This window comes from Brevibacillus ruminantium, assembly GCF_023746555.1.
In the GTDB taxonomy this organism is placed as follows: domain Bacteria; phylum Bacillota; class Bacilli; order Brevibacillales; family Brevibacillaceae; genus Brevibacillus; species Brevibacillus ruminantium.
Genome location: NZ_CP098755.1, coordinates 3,370,770 through 3,387,584, shown reverse-complemented (window position 1 = coordinate 3,387,584; position 16,815 = coordinate 3,370,770). Strand labels below are relative to the sequence as shown.

General features: G+C 51.5%; 15 protein-coding genes. 6 read left to right on the top strand and 9 right to left on the bottom strand.

The window, feature by feature from the left end:
- Positions 1 to 23: 23 nt before the first annotated feature.
- The 3 genes from NDK47_RS16780 (at position 24) to NDK47_RS16770 (ending at position 2,978) form a co-directional block, all read left to right on the top strand.
- A complete protein-coding gene (locus NDK47_RS16780; protein WP_251870898.1) occupies positions 24 to 1,214 on the top strand; it encodes an HlyD family secretion protein in 1,191 nt (396 codons plus the stop codon).
- Complete coding sequence (locus tag NDK47_RS16775) at positions 1,207 to 2,382, top strand: ABC transporter permease (RefSeq protein WP_407653312.1); 1,176 nt, start codon at positions 1,207 to 1,209, stop codon at positions 2,380 to 2,382. Before NDK47_RS16780 ends, NDK47_RS16775 begins: the two co-directional genes overlap by 8 nt.
- 95 nt (positions 2,383 to 2,477) lie before the next feature.
- Positions 2,478 to 2,978 carry a DUF3907 family protein gene (locus NDK47_RS16770; RefSeq protein WP_251870897.1) on the top strand — a complete coding sequence of 167 codons (501 nt, stop codon included), beginning with the start codon at positions 2,478 to 2,480 and terminating at the stop codon, positions 2,976 to 2,978.
- 61 nt (positions 2,979 to 3,039) lie between these two features.
- On the opposite strand, the gene NDK47_RS16765 is transcribed toward NDK47_RS16770, so the two are convergent.
- The 6 genes from NDK47_RS16765 to NDK47_RS16740 form a co-directional block, all read right to left on the bottom strand.
- Positions 3,040 to 3,633 carry an NAD(P)H-dependent oxidoreductase gene (locus NDK47_RS16765; protein ID WP_251870896.1) on the bottom strand — a complete coding sequence of 198 codons (594 nt, stop codon included), beginning with the start codon at positions 3,631 to 3,633 and terminating at the stop codon, positions 3,040 to 3,042.
- A 14-nt stretch (positions 3,634 to 3,647) separates the two neighbouring features.
- The gene (locus NDK47_RS16760; RefSeq protein WP_251870895.1) at positions 3,648 to 5,048 is read right to left on the bottom strand and encodes a S8 family peptidase; all 1,401 of its coding nucleotides are present in this window, start codon (positions 5,046 to 5,048) and stop codon (positions 3,648 to 3,650) included.
- A 94-nt stretch (positions 5,049 to 5,142) separates the two neighbouring features.
- On the bottom strand, positions 5,143 to 5,916 hold the full coding sequence (locus NDK47_RS16755; RefSeq protein WP_251870894.1) for a Cof-type HAD-IIB family hydrolase: 774 nt from the start codon (positions 5,914 to 5,916) through the stop codon (positions 5,143 to 5,145).
- A 103-nt stretch (positions 5,917 to 6,019) separates the two neighbouring features.
- Positions 6,020 to 7,135 (bottom strand): ABC transporter ATP-binding protein, encoded by a 1,116-nt coding sequence (locus tag NDK47_RS16750; RefSeq protein ID WP_251870893.1) that lies wholly within the window; start codon positions 7,133 to 7,135, stop codon positions 6,020 to 6,022.
- Positions 7,136 to 7,254: 119 nt separating this feature from the next.
- Complete coding sequence (locus NDK47_RS16745) at positions 7,255 to 8,274, bottom strand: PucR family transcriptional regulator (protein ID WP_251870892.1); 1,020 nt, start codon at positions 8,272 to 8,274, stop codon at positions 7,255 to 7,257.
- A 40-nt stretch (positions 8,275 to 8,314) separates the two neighbouring features.
- Positions 8,315 to 9,256, bottom strand: coding sequence for a metallophosphoesterase (locus NDK47_RS16740; RefSeq protein ID WP_251870891.1), 942 nt, complete (start codon positions 9,254 to 9,256; stop codon positions 8,315 to 8,317).
- Between the two features lie 161 nt (positions 9,257 to 9,417).
- Here NDK47_RS16740 and acsA point away from each other — a divergent pair, with 161 nt between their 5' ends.
- Positions 9,418 to 11,133, top strand: a complete 1,716-nt coding sequence (acsA, locus tag NDK47_RS16735) for an acetate--CoA ligase (RefSeq protein ID WP_251870890.1) — start codon at positions 9,418 to 9,420, stop codon at positions 11,131 to 11,133.
- Positions 11,134 to 11,198: 65 nt separating this feature from the next.
- Here the strand turns inward: acsA and NDK47_RS16730 are convergent, their stop codons facing one another.
- The 3 genes from NDK47_RS16730 to NDK47_RS16720 form a co-directional block, all read right to left on the bottom strand.
- Positions 11,199 to 12,251 carry a flavin-containing monooxygenase gene (locus NDK47_RS16730; RefSeq protein ID WP_251870889.1) on the bottom strand — a complete coding sequence of 351 codons (1,053 nt, stop codon included), beginning with the start codon at positions 12,249 to 12,251 and terminating at the stop codon, positions 11,199 to 11,201.
- 171 nt (positions 12,252 to 12,422) lie between these two features.
- On the bottom strand, positions 12,423 to 13,799 hold the full coding sequence (locus tag NDK47_RS16725) for a hypothetical protein (protein ID WP_251870888.1): 1,377 nt from the start codon (positions 13,797 to 13,799) through the stop codon (positions 12,423 to 12,425).
- Between the two features lie 329 nt (positions 13,800 to 14,128).
- A complete protein-coding gene (locus NDK47_RS16720) occupies positions 14,129 to 14,518 on the bottom strand; it encodes an ArsR/SmtB family transcription factor (protein WP_251870887.1) in 390 nt (129 codons plus the stop codon).
- 178 nt (positions 14,519 to 14,696) lie between these two features.
- Here NDK47_RS16720 and NDK47_RS16715 point away from each other — a divergent pair, with 178 nt between their 5' ends.
- Positions 14,697 to 15,710, top strand: coding sequence for a permease (locus NDK47_RS16715; RefSeq protein WP_251870886.1), 1,014 nt, complete (start codon positions 14,697 to 14,699; stop codon positions 15,708 to 15,710).
- 23 nt (positions 15,711 to 15,733) lie between these two features.
- The gene (locus NDK47_RS16710) at positions 15,734 to 16,777 is read left to right on the top strand and encodes a TIGR03943 family putative permease subunit (protein ID WP_251870885.1); all 1,044 of its coding nucleotides are present in this window, start codon (positions 15,734 to 15,736) and stop codon (positions 16,775 to 16,777) included.
- The last annotated feature ends 38 nt before the right edge of the window (positions 16,778 to 16,815 follow it).

Below are 16,815 nucleotides of genomic sequence, written 5' to 3'. Positions count from 1 at the left end.
AGGAGAAAGAGGAGAATGGAGAAATGAATAAACGCGCGTGGTTGGGAGTTACCGGATTTGTCGCCAGTATTGCTGTGCTGGGAGTATATCTCATGGGCCCGGGGGCAGGCAGTGTGGCAGGACAACGAGCGGTGCAGGTAGCAGGTGTTATTGAAGGAACAGAGGCCGACCTTTCCTTCAAGATGGGAGGCTCCATCGCAGAGATTGCCGTCAAGGAAGGCGAAGACGTAAAGGCCGGACAACTGGTGGCAACCCTGAACAGTGAGGAACTGCTGGCGAAACGGGAGCAGGCGCAAGCAGCTTATCATCTCGCCCAGGTAAAACTGGAGCAGGCAAAAAAAGGGGTCGGCATAACGGATAGTTCCAGCAACGCCCAGATCAATCAGGCCAAAGCCGTCGTCGAATCGGCAAAAGCCCAATACGAAGCCAATAAAAACGGCGCTCGCACGGAAGAAATCGCACAGCTCCAGGCTAAGCAGCAAGCCGCCCAAACGGCAAAACAGATCGCACAAACCCAGCTCGACCGGATGACGAAGCTGTTGGCCGAAGGAGCCGTTCCACAGGTAAAAGTGGATGAAGCCCGCATGGATTACGATAAAGCGGAGGCCGAACTGAAAGCCGTCGAGGAACAGCTCAAAATGGCGCAAACAGGCGCTCGCAAAGAACAGCTGGATGCTTCCAAAGCTCAGTGGGAACAGGCACAGGCAGCCTATGACCAGGCTGTTGCCGGACGCGGTCAGGTCGGACTTAAGGAGCTGGACGTAAAGTCTGCAGAAGCAGGTGTTCAGCAGGCAAAGGGTGCGCTGGATGAAATCGAGGCGTATCTCAACAACACTAAGCTCATGGCCCCTATGGATGGTGTGGTCAAATCGATTGCCGTACAAAAAGGGGAGCTGGTGGCCCAAGGGTTTACCGTGCTTACGATTCAAAGCAGAGAAAACAATTACGTCAAATTTTATGTAGATGAATACCAGATTGCCGGCATCAAAGCAGGGGATGAGGTGTCGTTGCATGTCCCTTCCCTGAATCGGGACACACGGGCCCGTGTACTGACCGTAGCCCCTGCCGCTGATTTCGCTGTGAAAAAAGCGACCCAAGAGCTTGGGGATCGCGACATTCGCTCCTTCCAGGTAAAAATGGAGATCCAGGATGCAGAACTGCGACCGGGCCTCAGTGTCGAATGGAAGCTCGAAGGGGCTGGTAATCGTGAGTAACGTATCCCAACTCTTTTGGGAGGAGTGGCGCCGTCTTTTTGCAAACAAGACGATTCGCCTGGTCGTGTTCGTCGTGCCGCTGATCTACATGACATTGTTCGGGTTCTTATACAGTGAGAAAAAAGTAACCGAGATTCCCACCGTCGTGGTGGATGCGGATCAGAGTGAACTGAGCAGAGAATTGTCCAGAGCCTTTGACGCCGATCAGACGTTCCGGGTGACCCATATGGTACCGACGGAAACGGAAGCGATGGCGCTCATCGACAAAGGGGAAGCATTGGTTGCCGTCATCATTCCGAACCAATTGGAAATGGATGTCAAGGCCGGTCGTGAAGCGAATGTGCTGACCGTGATTGATGGCAGCAATATGATGATTTCCAATACAGCCGTGCGGGCAGCCAACACAGTAACGAAAACGGTTTCTGCCGGTGTAACTCTGAAAAAAATGGAAGCACACGGAGGATGGGGAGAAGAAGGGAAGAAGCTGTACACTGGGATTGATTACCGCTATCGCGTTCTCTATAACCCGACGTTCAGCTACATGTCCTTTATGGTGTTTGGCTTGGCCGGAACGGTCATGCAGCAGGTGTTGTTTTTAGGGATCGCCCTCTCGGTGACGCAGCAGAAAGAAGAAGGAACCTGGAGAAGCACGGTGGCGCAGCATTCGTTTTGGGCGATTGCCTTTAGCAAGCTGCTGCCCTATCTGTTGGTTGCAACATTTAACCTCGTGCTCACATTTACTTTATTGCTAAAGGGTTTTGGCATTCCGTATTACGGAAGTCCCGGCCACTTGCTGTTGATCGGCACGGCCTTCAATCTTGCTGTACTGGCCATCGGCTTTGCCATCTCCTTTTACTCCAAAGACCAGCTGCAGGCGACACAGGCAGCGATGATGATCGCGGTTCCATCCTTTATGCTCTCCGGGTATACATGGCCGCTCATGTCCATGCCGACAGCGATTGCAGCCATCGGTAAATCACTGCCGCTGACCTATTTTCTCGATGGCGTCCGAGAGATTTTGACAAAAGGCCACGGCCTGTCCGCAGTCACCTATCACTTGGCTGTGCTTCTGTTCATGACGCTCTTGGGGCTGTTTGCCGCATATGTTACCTACCTGGTACAAAGCAAGAAAGCTTCCTCTGCAGCGGGTGAAACGACAAGTGCGTAGGCAAGATTTGCAGAAAAGAAATCCTTGAATTGCAAAGAAGCAATCCAGTATACTAATCAAAAATAGCTGGATTCTTTCAACGCAAGGGGGACAATATGTCAGTGACTCATCTGAAGCAGTTGTGTGAAGAGACGTATGCGAAGTTGAAAAGAGTTAGCATGGACCTGGAACGCTATTTGAATCAAGTAACCTTGTCGGGGTTAATTGAACAGTCTGGTGATCCTGAGGAATACGAGGCGTATTACCGGAACTATTTGTCCGACCTGCGCCATTTGCTGGTGTATTGTGAAAATGCCAACGAACGGCTGGGCGTAGCCCTGCGCCGGGTAAAGTTCCATGAAGAGTATGCTGAAGAGGTCCTGTATCAGGTGTATCATTCCTGTATTAACAATTTCTACTATCCCAAAGGTGAAGTGTACGACGAGGATGGCCGCTATTCCTACACGGATCACGATGCCATTATCTTCCGCAAAGAGGTAACCCCTGAGCTAAAACAGTTGACGCTATCTTTGTCCAAGGTATTCGAACAATTGCGTGATGAGCTTCATTACTATGAGACTGACTACATTACAAAAAGACGCATGCAACAAGCGTAACGCATAAAAATAAATGAAAATCCCTGCCGCATGACAATAATGTCTGTGACAGGGATTTTTCTTATACGCCGGCAGGCTGAAGGATTTTCTGCAAATCGTTTTCGATATCATTCAGCATCCCTTTGCGAGCTCGCTCGCTTACGTAGGGAACGGCTGCGAAATTATGGTAAACGACCTGATAGCCCATCATGCTCAGCGTGCCATCAGCCATCTGTTTTTCCACGACATGATCCAAGCCGCTTGCCCGCATATCATGCTCGGACTCCCGCGTAGTCGTCATGACGAGTGCCCGCTTCCCGTGAAGCAGACCCTCCGGCCCTTTTTCACCGTAGCGAAAGGCAAAGCCATTGGTAAAGACACGGTCCAGGTACCCCTTCATAATTGCGGGAGGGGACCACCACCAGATAGGGAAGATCATCACAAGCAGGTCGGCATCGGTAATTTGCTGCTGCTCTTCCGCAATATCGGCGCTCACGTCGCCTACTTCGACCCGATGCATGTCCTCACCGCGAAAGACCGGCTGGAAATGGTGTTGGTAGAGGTCGCGGACGTTGTAGGAGATTCCTTCGCGCTCAAGGAGCTGCTTGGTACGATTCAGGATTTCATGGCAAAAGCTCGTATGTCCTTCATGTGCAAAAACAATATACGCTTTCAAAGGATTTCCCTCCCTTATTCCGTTCCAAATCGAAGGCGCAAGAAGAATTTGTGCAAGAGTCCGCCGAGTGTTTCCGGCTCTTTGCTTTTCTTCAGTTCTTGCTTGACTGGTTTTGCCCCGTTCAGGGCGTTCTTGACATTAATCAGCCCGTAACCGTACAGCTTGTCCTTGCCGGGAGGTCCCAAGTCGTCTGCCGATGTGCGGATCAGTTCCATGACTTCCGTGTTTTTCATGCCCGGCCGCACAGAACGGATCAGAGAGGCCAGAGCAGTGACGTGCGGGCAGGCCATGGAGGTGCCTGACAGTACAGCATAGTCGCTGTAAATGTACGTGCTGGGAATATCAACACCGGGTGCAGCTACATCGACACTATCTCCGTAGTTGGAAAAATCGGCCCGCTCCTTGTTGTGGTCGACGGCGGCAACCGAGAGTACTTCTTTGTAATTGGCAGGGTAGCTCGGCTGTTCACTGGCGTCATTTCCTGAAGCGGCCACCAGGACTACGTTTCGCTCAAAAGCGTAGCGACAGGCTTCCTGTAAGGCTGCCGAGGGGGTGTAGTTGCCTACGCTGAGATTGATCACATCGGCTCCATGGTCAGTCGCCCAATAGATGCCTTGCGCGATGTCATAGGCGGAGCCGGCGCCATCCGAGCCGATGGCTTTGATGGGCATCAGCTTGCTGTTCCAGGACATGCCGGCAACTCCGTTCGCATTGTTGGTTCGCGCTGCAATCACTCCAGCTACGTGTGTGCCATGACCATTGTCGTCTTCCGGGTGGTTGTTATCCTCCAGCACGTTGTAGCCATCCACCACTTTGTCCTTAAATTCGGGATGCTTCAGGTCAAGCCCGGTATCCACGATGGCTACCACAACCTTGCTGCTGCCTTGCGTGATATCCCAACTCTTTTCCATGCCAATCATCGGCAGGTTCCACTGATATTCCCTGTAGTAGGTATCATTGGGGACGCGATTGGGAAGCAAGAGATAGTTGGGCTCAGCGTAAAGGGAGTCGGGATGCTCTGCCAGCTTTTTCATCAGGTCGTGGGTTGTGAGCGATTGCGATTTGATGATCATCGCTTGACCGTAATCTTTCTTTACCTTTGCGTCCAGCGAAGCGAGCAGTTTTTCGACCGTTTTGGCATCGGGGCGCGGGTGAAAACGGACGACGACCTCATGCTCGACATAATGGCTCTTATCCCGCTCATTATGGTGCAGGACCTTGATATGGGATCGGCTTTCCAGATCCCGGCGGATATCCCGCACTTGCTCGATATAGTTAATCCTCGGAATGCTGCTGTTCACTGAGGTCAGGCGGGGATGAGGCTCGCGCATCTCCTGGTTTTGTTTCCAGGTCAAAGGAATAACCGCCAAGCCGACCAATGCGAGGGCTACGAATATCGGGGGCAAGACTCGCAAAAAAACTCACTCCCTCCATGCTCTATGGCTATAGCCTGTGCATGGAGGGAGTGATTATGAGATAAAAAAACTGTCAATTTTTAGAAGGCAACTCTCAGATTAACGCCAGCTCGCGCAAACCGTGATAGATGCCGTTGTCATCTACATGGCGTGTGATTCGTTTGGCCAGCGGCTTTACCTCGTCATGTGCATTGCCCATGGCAACTCCCATGCCCACATAGGAGAGCATCTCGCGGTCATTGAGGCCGTCACCGAAGGCAACCGCCTGTTCAGGCCGCAAACCATAATAGCGAAGGACCGCTTCAATCCCCCGTGCCTTGGAACCGTTTTGGGGCAGCACGTCCATCACATTTGGATGCCAGCGCACATAGGAAACCCGGTGTGCTCCGGCAGTGTACCTTTGTTCCTCGTGAGCTTTGCAGTAGAGAAACGCTTGGTAAATCGGAGTGGTTTCCCAGTACCGTGGATGGGCATCCGGCGGTGATAACCGCAAGAAGCGAAAGGAATCAATTACTTCGGGATGCTGCTCGGCATTCGCATAGCAGGTTTCTGGACCGAGAAAGACCATGGGGTGATTGTTCGCACTCGCCGCCTGCTCCAGGGCTGCAAGCGTTTCAAGCGGCAGCGGAGTATGGGAGATTTGCTTTCCGTCGGCGATGACGTAGGAGCCGTTAAAGCTGACAAAGGTATCGATGTCCAGCTCCTGTGCGATCGGACGCAGGTGATAAGGGGCTCTGCCGGTGGCGATTGCTACCTGCACACCGTTTGCTTTTAGTTGGCGGACGGCCTCTTTTGTATAGGGGGGAATGCTGTGAGCCGTGTTCAACAACGTGCCGTCAATGTCAAAAAAGACGATCTTGTATGCCATTCTCTCCTCTTCCTCTCCAATTCTCACCAGACGTGATCTTTTTGTCTCTATACAATAAAGAAAAGGAATGTCGGCAGGGACATTCCTTTTGCCTTTCTTGCCTTTAGAATACCGCCAATTCTGTTTCACTGTCAAATACATGGCATTTGGACAAATCCATGGCCAGCTTGACAGACATGCGCGGTTTAAAGCCTTCGCGGGCATCGACACGTGCGACCATTTGGGTATCGCCCACATTGGAAAAGTAGAAGAACAGCTCAGAACCCATATTTTCTACAACATCAATGACCGCCTCGATCGAGCTGTCAAACGGGTTCGCTTCCATAAATTGGTTATCGCTGTAAATATCCTCCGGACGGATACCAAAGGTGACGGCTTTGTTTACATACCCGCGATCCCGCAGGATCTTTTCCTTGTCCGCCGGGAAGCTCACATGAATATTGGCTGCGTCAAAGACCAGTCGGCCGTCTTTTTCCGAAATGTTCCCTTTGATAAAGTTCATAGCCGGCGAGCCGATGAAGCTGGCGACAAACTGGTTGACAGGATAGTTGTAAATGTCCGTTGGCGTTGCTACCTGCTGGATGACCCCGTCTTTCATGACGACAATACGGTCACCCATGGTCATCGCTTCGGTCTGGTCATGCGTAACGTAAATAATCGTTGTATTCAGGCGTTGGTGAAGCTTCAAGATTTCAGTTCTCATCTGTACACGCAGCTTGGCATCCAGGTTGGAGAGCGGTTCGTCCATCAAAAATACCTGCGGCTCTCGAACAATCGCGCGGCCGAGTGCGACACGCTGGCGTTGACCTCCAGAAAGCGCTTTCGGCTTTCGATCGAGCAAATGGGTAATGTCCAGGATACGAGCAGCTTCCTGAATCCGTTTGTCAATCTCAGCCTTGGAAAACTTTCGCAGCTTCAAACCGAAAGCCATGTTGTCATATACATTCATGTGCGGGTAGAGGGCGTAGCTCTGGAATACCATCGCGATATCCCGATCCTTGGGGGCAACGTCGTTGACACGGCGATCACCGATAAACAGATCGCCTTCCGATATTTCTTCCAATCCTGCGATCATCCGCAGTGTGGTCGATTTTCCGCAGCCAGAGGGTCCGACCAGCACCAGGAATTCCCTGTCCTCAATCTCCAGATGGAAGTCATTGACGGCGATGACGTTGTTTCCGTATTTTTTGTAGATGTGATCCAGTACTACTTTTGCCATGAAAAAGTCCCCCCGTTTTCCTGTCGATTTTCTCGCTTTTTCGATAAATGAGCTTCTATCAGTATCGTATCAACAATGCGCGGGGAGCCTCTATGGTCAATCTGCTACAAAACGTTTGGTTACTTTTGACGAAAGAGCAGAAGAAGCTGGAGCAGTACGGCTTCCGTAAACTGCCGGGGGTCCAGTCCTGTCTGCTCAGTCAGCTTGTCCAGGCGATAAATGAGTGTATTGCGATGGAGGAACAACTGCCGGGCCGTTTCGCTGATGTTTAACTGAAGGGCAAAAAACGCTTCCAGCGTCTCGATCTGCTCGCTGCTCAGTTGGGGAAGCGGCATCATCTCTTCCACGGTGCGCAGCAGGGAGGCCTGAGTTTCGGAGGGAAGCAGCAAAGCCCACCGCTCCAATGGAAAATGCGATGTGCAGGCAACCATCGTTTTGGACCGAAATTTTCGCAGCGTCCTTGAGAGGGTCAAGGCTTTGCTGAGGGCATCATCCAACAGGCTCGGCTGATCAATCGGTTCCCCTGCGATCACCCGGACATTTTCCATGCACTCTGTTGTAATCAGATCATGCAGGCTGGAGGCCCATTCCATCCTCGTCTCCAGATCAAGGCTTTTCCCCAGTGACGAAACGGGTACAGCGAGCAAAAAATAGGAAGAGGACAAGAGAAAAGCAGAGGGGGGCGCCCCTTTGAAAAAATCATCCAGCATCGGGGTGAGCGCCGTCCAGAGGTGACTCCCTTCATCCCGGGCATGCTCCAGTAAAAAAGGGAGTCGCGGCTCTTGCCAATGCCACTGCTGCACCAACCCCTCCGGGGGGAGGGCAGGACCGCCGGCAACAATTGCGGTTAACCAACTGGTCAGCTGAGCGTGAAGAGATCCACCGGTATCTTTTTCTCTCTCAGGCGGTTCTGAAAACAGCAAGGAAAGAAGGGTACGAGAAACGCCTTCCCAGGCATCGCTGGGGATGGCAACCAGACTGCTTTCTTCCGGGGAAAAGGAGTAGGCGACGATTTCCCAGCCATCCTTTTTCCATTGCCTCATTTTTTGTGCGACTTCATGTTCTTTTCCATAGAAATAGGAAATAGGCAGGCCGGTAGCCTGCCGTACTTTTTCTGCTGCTTTTTTCCACTCGTACATGCCAGCACCTCGTCTCCACATCCGATGTGCCTATTATACCTTAATCGACCGCCAGGGTGGAGGCGGCTTCTGCAGCAGGGATGGTGTGAACGCCCACGTGGCTTGTCCGCTCTGGGAACGTCATATTCCGTGCCTCTACAGAAGAAAAATAGGAAGCCGGCGCAAGCGTATGCAGCGTAATTTCAGGACGAGAGCGCAAGCGGATATTCAGTCCGGTTTGACCCAAGCCTTCACTGATATAAAAAGGACGGCCATCGTAATGATGCAATCCTTTCACCATATTGAGCTTGGGCAGTTTCCCCATTTTCGCCAGATGAAAGGGCTTCGGCCAGTGAATCTGTCCCCCGTGAAAATGACCGGACAGCAGATAGTCATAGGCGTAATCCTTCATTTCGAGGACCAGGTTTGGATCGTGGGTCAATACGAGACGCAAGCCTTCCTCGGGAATATCCTGAAAAGCCTTTTTCAGATTGCTGTGTCCCGTGCCGTAATCGTCAACCCCGATGATATGCAGGGGGCGTCCATCCAACTCCATCGTGACATGCTCGTTGATCAAGACCTGGCAGCCGAGGCGTTTTAGTTCCGCAGTGAGCTGGGCCAGCTTGGGCAACGGGAGTACGTAGTCATGGTTGCCCAAGACGACAAATGTCCCGAGACGGGGACGAAGTGACATGATCGTTTCCACATAATGAACGGCTTTGGGAATATTTTTATGGCGATCCAACAGATCACCCGTGATGGCAATCAAATCAATCGACTCTTCCGAATAGTCGCGAACAATCTGCTCCGCTTTCACAGAGATATTTTCCATGTGCAGATCAGAAAGATGCAAGATGGAGAGCGGAGCATGACGCTCAGCATCGGCCAAGCGATCAGAAGGTTTCAGCGCAATGCCGACAGAGGTTGTATTCACGTCAAACGTATTGCGGTAGGCGCGGGCAAAAAGAACAATGATGAATAAAGAAAAGAAAATCCAGGTCATCCCGGATCTCACCTCCGCATATGATTTTCTAGACTCTATTATAAATGATTTGGAGCTTGGGAGAATATGTAGGTTATTGGTAGGAGGAATTTGTCAGAAAGTGAAGAATAATTATAAAAGTTGAGAGAAAGGCCTTTAGTTGCACAAGGAGAGTGAGAGGTATGAAAGTAGAAATGATTAAGCCTGTGGAAGGGCATAGCAATCTGACGAACTACGACGAAGCCTATGCCAACTTCGATTGGGCCGAAGTGGAAAAGCAGTTTACCTGGTACGAAACAGGCAAGGTAAACATGGCGTACGAAGCGCTTGATCGACATCTATTGACAGACCGTAGGGACCAAACTGCACTCATCTATAGCAATGCAACTCGAGAAGAAAGCTACACGTTTGCTCAATTGAGCGAGTTGTCCAACAAATTTGGGAATGTACTGCGCAACCTGGGAATCAGCAAGGGAGATCGCGTATTTGTCTTCATGCCGCGCTCCCCCGAATTATACGTGAGCTTTTTCGGCATTCTCAAAGTTGGGGCTATTATTGGACCGCTTTTTGAAGCATTCATGGAAGCGGCCGTCCGTGACCGCCTGGAAGACAGCGAAGCGGTTGCGATCGTAACCACCCCTGAGCTTTTGCCCCGTATCCCGGTCAAAGAATTGCCGCATTTGAAGCATGTGATTGTCGTCGGAGCAAATGAAACACAGGAAGAAGGCCTGATTCGTTACGAACAGGCGATGAGCGAGGCTTCTGCTGATCTGGAGATCGAATGGGTGGACCGAGAGGATGGCATGATTCTTCACTATACCTCCGGTTCGACAGGCAAACCCAAAGGGGTACTGCATGTGCACAATGCGATGATCCAGCATTTGCAGACGGGAAAATGGATTCTCGATTTTCAGGAAGGCGATATCTACTGGTGTGCGGCAGACCCTGGATGGGTGACTGGCACCGCCTATGGCATATTCTCACCCTGGCTGAATGGAGTGACCAATGTCGTCCGCGGCGGACGCTTCACCCCGGAAGCATGGTACAAAACCATTGAGCAATACAAAGTGACGATCTGGTACAGCGCCCCTACGGCGTTCCGCATGATGATGGGGGCGGGCGACGAGCTTGTGAAGCAATTCGACCTGTCTTCCCTGCGTCATGTGCTCAGCGTCGGAGAGCCGCTCAACCCGGAAGTGGTGTATTGGGGATTGCGCGTCTTTAACCAGCGAATCCACGACAACTGGTGGATGACAGAAACAGGCGGACAAATCATTTCCAATTTCCGTTGCATGCCGATCAAGCCCGGTTCCATGGGCAAGCCTTTTCCCGGCATCTATGCCACGATCCTCGATGATCAGGGAAATGAACTGCCTCCAAACCGGATGGGCAACCTGGCTGTCCGCGCGCCTTGGCCTGCAATGATGAGACAGATATGGAAAAACAAGGCGAAGTACGAAGAATATTTCCGCTTCCCAGGCTGGTATGTATCTGGAGATTCGGCTTACAAGGACGAGGATGGGTATCTCTGGTTCCAGGGCCGCGTAGACGATGTGATCAACACCTCGGGTGAGCGTGTGGGTCCCTTTGAAGTGGAGAGCAAGCTGGTAGAGCATCCGGCTGTTGCTGAAGCAGGTGTGATCGGCAAGCCTGATCCGGTGCGCGGGGAAGTCATCAAAGCGTTCATCTCCCTGCGTGCAGGCTATGAACCAAGCGAAGCGTTGATGGAAGAGATTCGCAAATTTGTGAAGGAAGGTCTGGCGGCGCACGCGGCTCCCAGAGAGATCGAGTTCCGCGACAAGCTGCCAAAGACACGCTCCGGAAAAATCATGCGCCGTGTTCTGAAGGCATGGGAGCTGGGTCTGCCTACTGGAGATCTGTCTACCATGGAAGATTAATAAATGGATATCCATTGCAAAAGCTCCTGACTGTTTCGTCGGGAGCTTTTTTCCTTTATGTCTCCTCATGAATGCTTACGGATGGTTTCGAGCAAAAAAGCTGCATCTTTGCCGACGCCTCCGAGCAAGGCTGAAGATCGGCGGTATTGCCAGGGCAGTCCGAGAAAATACAATCCCCGGACGGGAGAAATTCCACGCTGATGGGTGGGCAAGCCACGATCATCCAGCACGCCCGGGATTTGCAGCCATTCGTAGGAAGGCCGGAAACCAGTCGCCCAGACAATATTGGCAATCTTTGCATGATCTCCGTCCGAAAAGAGCGCAGTATTGCCAGAGAAACCAACGGTCCTGCCTTTTATCTGTAAATGTCCAGCTTTTTCCCAAGAGCGAATTTCTCGCCGGTATCCAAAAATGGGATCAGGGCGGGACTTGAGCCATTTTCCTACGGTTGTGGTATTGGGAGCAGATAACAAGCCCAGTGCCTGGAAGTAAGAGAAAATGGATTTGCCCATAAAGGTGTTCGGTAAAAAGACCCGTTTTTGGCCCATCGAAAGGAAAACGTTTCTCCCGGCGGCCAGTTCAGCAGCCAGTTGCACACCGGAATTGCCGGAACCGACAACAAGGACAGGGCCATCCTGGAGCTGGGTCTCGTTCTTGTATGCGGCCGTATGAATCTGGAATACGTCTGCACCTGCCTGTTGCCAAATGGCAGGGATCAGCGGAGCTTGAAACGGGCCAGTTGCAATGACGACTTGCCCAGCGTGAAAATCACCCTTTGAGGTGGCAAGCCGGAATCCTTTTTCGGCGGGGAGCAAAGCATGTACCTCGGTCTCCAACTGGATCGGGAGTTGAAAATGAGAAGCGTACTGCTCCAGGTAGTTTGCTGCTTCGTCTTTATCAGGAAGTCCCTCTGGAGCGCCTGGAAAGGCGAGACCAGGGAGCGCGTTCTGATTTCGTGGAGTAAACAAGACCAGGGAGTCGTACCGATTGCGCCAGACCTCGCCAACCCGCCCATGGTTGTCCAGCAGCAAGCAGGGAATCCCCTGTTGTTTTAAATAATACCCCATGGCTAGTCCAGCCTGGCCAGCCCCAATGACGATAACCTCGGTTTTTTGCATATCATGTCCCTCATTTCCACTCGTCCATGTTTTGACAGATGCATGCGATGCTGTTTTTTCTGGTTGTAGGAAAAGTATACCAAAAGAAAATCAAACATTCAAACATACATTTGAATATTAGTTTAAAAAAAGAGCCGCTGTTTTCGCGGCATCTATGTTTATCACACGTTTTTAACCTGCAACCTGTTCCCGTGAAGAGATGCTGTAAGCGCGGTGCTGTGCCAAATCCCCCGGATGATTGATGTAGAGCGGGCCCCATGACGGATTGGCGTCATGCATCGTTTTCAAAAGCTCCAGCATGCCGTTGAAAATAAGTGAGAGATCCGCCCCTTTCTCCAGAGAACTGGTTACGCATGCTGCAACCACATGGGCGGCGTACATGCCGGAGACGTGGCAATCATGGAGGGGAGTACCGGAGTGGATGTGCGCGCGAATTTGGCTGGCAATCCATTCATCCTTGTTGTGCCAGTTTTGAATTTCTCCCAAGGCATGCTGCTCCAGCGTTTGCAGCGGGGTTTCGGCGATGGCGCGTGCTACGATGGCCGCCGACTGGCGGGCTGTATCCGGCTCGACGGTCTGTCTTCCCAGTTGTATTTTAGTCAGATCCTTGTCCGTTTCTGCAGACAACAGATCGGCCCAGGCTTCTGCCTTGTCAAAATGCAGGAGTCGTACCGTTCCGGCAGCCAGGTAACCGCGAAGAATATCAGCCGGATGAGAATCGTGCTCCGGACCTGAGTTTCGCAGAGTAGGTTTGCCTCCCCAGGCGCCGTTCAGACCGCGGAAGTAACCGATCAGGCCGATACCCGCGGCAGGGCCCATATTAAGAATGCCCATGACGTCCGAGGCAGTTTCATCCACGCGCTGTGACCAGTAGTTTGCCAAACTTGCGCTAAAGTTGTGTTCCAGCAGCTGTTCCCGGATTTTTTGGGCCAGTTCTTTCAGCAAACCGGTATCTGCATGGAGAATATCATGACCGGCTGTTTCGTGGCTCAGTGCAGACCAGCCAAGGAGTCCGCGCTTGGCATGAGAAGGCGGCAGATTCACAATCCCTGTTTGCAGGCCAAAATGTGAAGCCGCATCAATCGTCCAGGTATAGGGACCATACTCAGGACGTCCCCATTTGACCAAAGGTGCCGTCACGCTCAAATCAGGCGGTTTGATCCCTTTGCGGTCGGCTGCGCTGAGGAAACCGTCGTAAAGGTCGCTTACCACCTCCTGGAATGCATCGGTGGCCACTTCTTCATAGCCTTCACCGTTTTGCAGGATGGCTTGTGCGATATCCAGCAGCAAGCCCGCTGCCTGTTCCCGATTGGGGTCGCGGCGAAGAAGCTCTTTAAAACCTTTTTCGGAAAGTTCGTCCAAGGCTTTGATAAAAGGCTGAAATACTCTTTCCCGATAGAGGGGAGGAAGCTTTTCCTGCGCAGCGATCAAACGCGTGTACAAATCTGAAAAATCGGTAGGGTCCTTGGGGCCGCGATCATTGTCTAACGCTGCTGTCATTACATCCTGAATGCATACGTCCATATTGCCGATGTCTGGTTGATTCATACATGACGCCTCCTTTTGTCGAGAGTTTGCTCTGACCAGTCGTTACGTCAAACCGCGAATCAATGACAGGGTGCAGTATACCACCTCCTTTCCCTTTATGGTTTCGTCATGAAAGTGGCAGGAGTGATTCCACGGACTAGGATGCTTTTTTGTTGAAGAGAGCAGGTAAGTTAGTTAATTGAGAGGGTAAATGGTCGTCAATTAAGAAGTTGGAAAGTTGGTATGGTAGAAAGATGGTATGTTGAGGTACTGGTAAATGGAAAGGCTGGAAAGTAGCGGGGCAAACCCCGGAGCAGAAGAGCGAAGAAGATTGAAAGAGTGCCCCGGGATCACGGTTTTTTTCGATTTTGTTCAGCTGCATGCTCGACACCTGTGAGAATCAGATGACGAATATGGTCATCATCGAGGGAGTAGTACACGAGCTTCCCTTCTTTTCGATGGCGGGCAAGTCCCATGCTCCGCAGCAGGCGCAGATGGTGTGAAGTAGTGGCCATGGTACTGTCAATCGCATGGGCCACGTCACAGACGCATAATTCCTCTTCGAGTGCGAGCGCGTAAATGATTTTTGCCCGCGTATCATCAGCAAGTGCCTTAAAAATAGGGGCGACACCAACAGTTTCCTTCATGCGCGGTTTCAGTCGCTTTACTTTCGTTTCATCGACCATGTGCAGCGCCGACAGGCTCTCTTGGTTTGTCCAAAGTGTATCGTCAGATGGCATAAGATTCCCTCCCCTGTGTCTGTATTATAAAACGGAATGATCTGGAAAAAAAGCGATACTCGTCCTATTTCATAAGTCTGTTTTTCCTTTTTTATCAGCAGAATGGTAGAATAGTGGTAATTGAGACATAAAATAAAAGGGGACAAGTACGATAGATAGCTGATAGGAGGAACAGGATTTGTTTGCAAAAATGCGAGGGCTGGCAGTAGAAATCCTCGGTGCCCTCTTATTGGGTGCAGCAATATGGCTGTTACTGGGGCGGAACAATCAAGGCGAAGCAGGTTTGAGCAAGCTGTTTGGCTTCCTGAATACCCCGGCCCTGCTGGATGTAAAGACATTGTTCCTCAGTATTATGCTGGAAGCCATTCCATTTGTCATGCTGGGTGTATTTTTTTCCGCGTTTATCCAGACGTTTATTTCCGAAGAGCAGGTGCGGCGGTGGACGCCGAAGAACCCGCTGTTAGCGATTCCTTTTGCCGGACTGTTGGGAATACTCTTTCCCATCTGTGAATGTGCGGTCATCCCGGTCGTGCGCCGGTTGATGCAAAAGGGGATGCCAGCGCATGTCGGGATCGTCTTTCTCCTGGCTGGGCCGATTGTCAACCCGGTCGTTTTCACATCTACCATGGTGGCCTTTCAAAGACAGCCTGATCTGGCTTACTATCGGTTAGGGCTTGCTTTTGTGATCGCGATGATTGTCGGAGTCCTGATGCTGGTGCTGGTGAAAAAGAACCCGTTGCGACTGGGGATGGAGCGCGAGATGCGTCATGAGCGAGAGCATTTGGAAGCTTCGCGGGGCAAGCTGGGCGCCACTTTGAACCACGCAGTGGATGAATTTTTTGATATGGGCAAATATCTGCTCTTTGGAGCTATGATCAGTTCGGTCCTGCAAGTGCTGATCAGTCGGGAAACGCTGCTCTCCATCGGACAGACACCGCTGACGTCGCATCTGGTCATGATGGGCATGGCCTATGTTTTCTCGCTATGTTCGGAAGCGGATGCGTTTATTGCTGCTTCGTTTTCCAATACGTTCCACGCAAGTGCACTGCTGGCATTTCTCGTGTATGGTCCGATGCTTGACATGAAGAGTACGATGATGCTGTTCGGCTCATTTCGTTTCACGTTTGTCATGAAAATCCTGGTGATCGTCACCGCATTGGTGCTGACAGTTACCATGCTGGTGCCGGTTTAGGAGAAGAACAGGAGGGGCAAAAGATGAACCTGGCTCGTGCCAAGAGGCATTATTGGATCAGAAGTCTGGTATTGATCGGGTTTACTTTGCTGCTCGCGGACCTGATCCTGACAGAGCGTTTGAATCAGTATTTGGCTCCCCGGCTCCACATGCTGAGCTATGTGACATTGGGAGTATTCGTCTTGCTGACAGTTGTCAGCCTCCGTCAGGCGCTCTACGGACCGACTGCATACGAATGCGATTGTGAGGATGCCCATAAGCTGCCGCGAAACCGCTGGACCTCGATTGTGATCTATTCTTTGTTCGCTTTGCCGTTGTTGATGGGGTTTGTGCTGCCGGACAAGATTCTGGGCAGCGCTGTGGCAGAAAAGCGGGGTGTCACGCTGTTGACCGGCGAGAGCAACTGGGTAAAAGGTGTAACGGCAACCAATGCTCTTGATCAACCAGAAGAAGGTAAACCGGCCGATGCTGCAGGGGAGTCGACGCAGAATCAGACGGGCGATGCTATTGCCGGCTCTGGTGTAACAGAAGGCCTGTCAGGGGAACCGAAGGGGGAGCTCCCTGCAAGCCAAGCACCTGCTGCCCGCAACAACCAACAGCAGTCTGACGAGGAGCTGCGCCAAAAGTTCAATCCGGAGCAATTTGGCGGTTTTTATACGGATTTGGCCGTTTCGATGTATAAAAAGCCTCTGATTCAATTGGACGACAAGCTTTTCCTGGACGGTTTGACAACCATGGAGCTGTTTGCTCAGGAGTTTGCCGGAAAAGAATTGGAGACAATGGGCTTTGTCTACCGGGAAACAGGGTTTACAGAAGATCAATTTGTCGTCGCGCGCTTTTCCGTCTCTTGCTGCACAGCGGATGCCACCGTATTTGGTATTCTTGTCGAATTGCCGGAAGCAAGCAAATGGGAGAAAGATAGCTGGGTACAGGTACGAGGCAAGCTTGCCTTGAAGGATATGGATGGATACGACATGCTCATTTTGCAGGCGGAGGACGTTAAACCTGTAGCGGCACCGAAAGACCCTTACGTTTACTACAATTTTGAAGGCGTCCCTTCTTCCTGAATACAGAAAAACGAACAAAAAGGGGTCATCCCAACGTC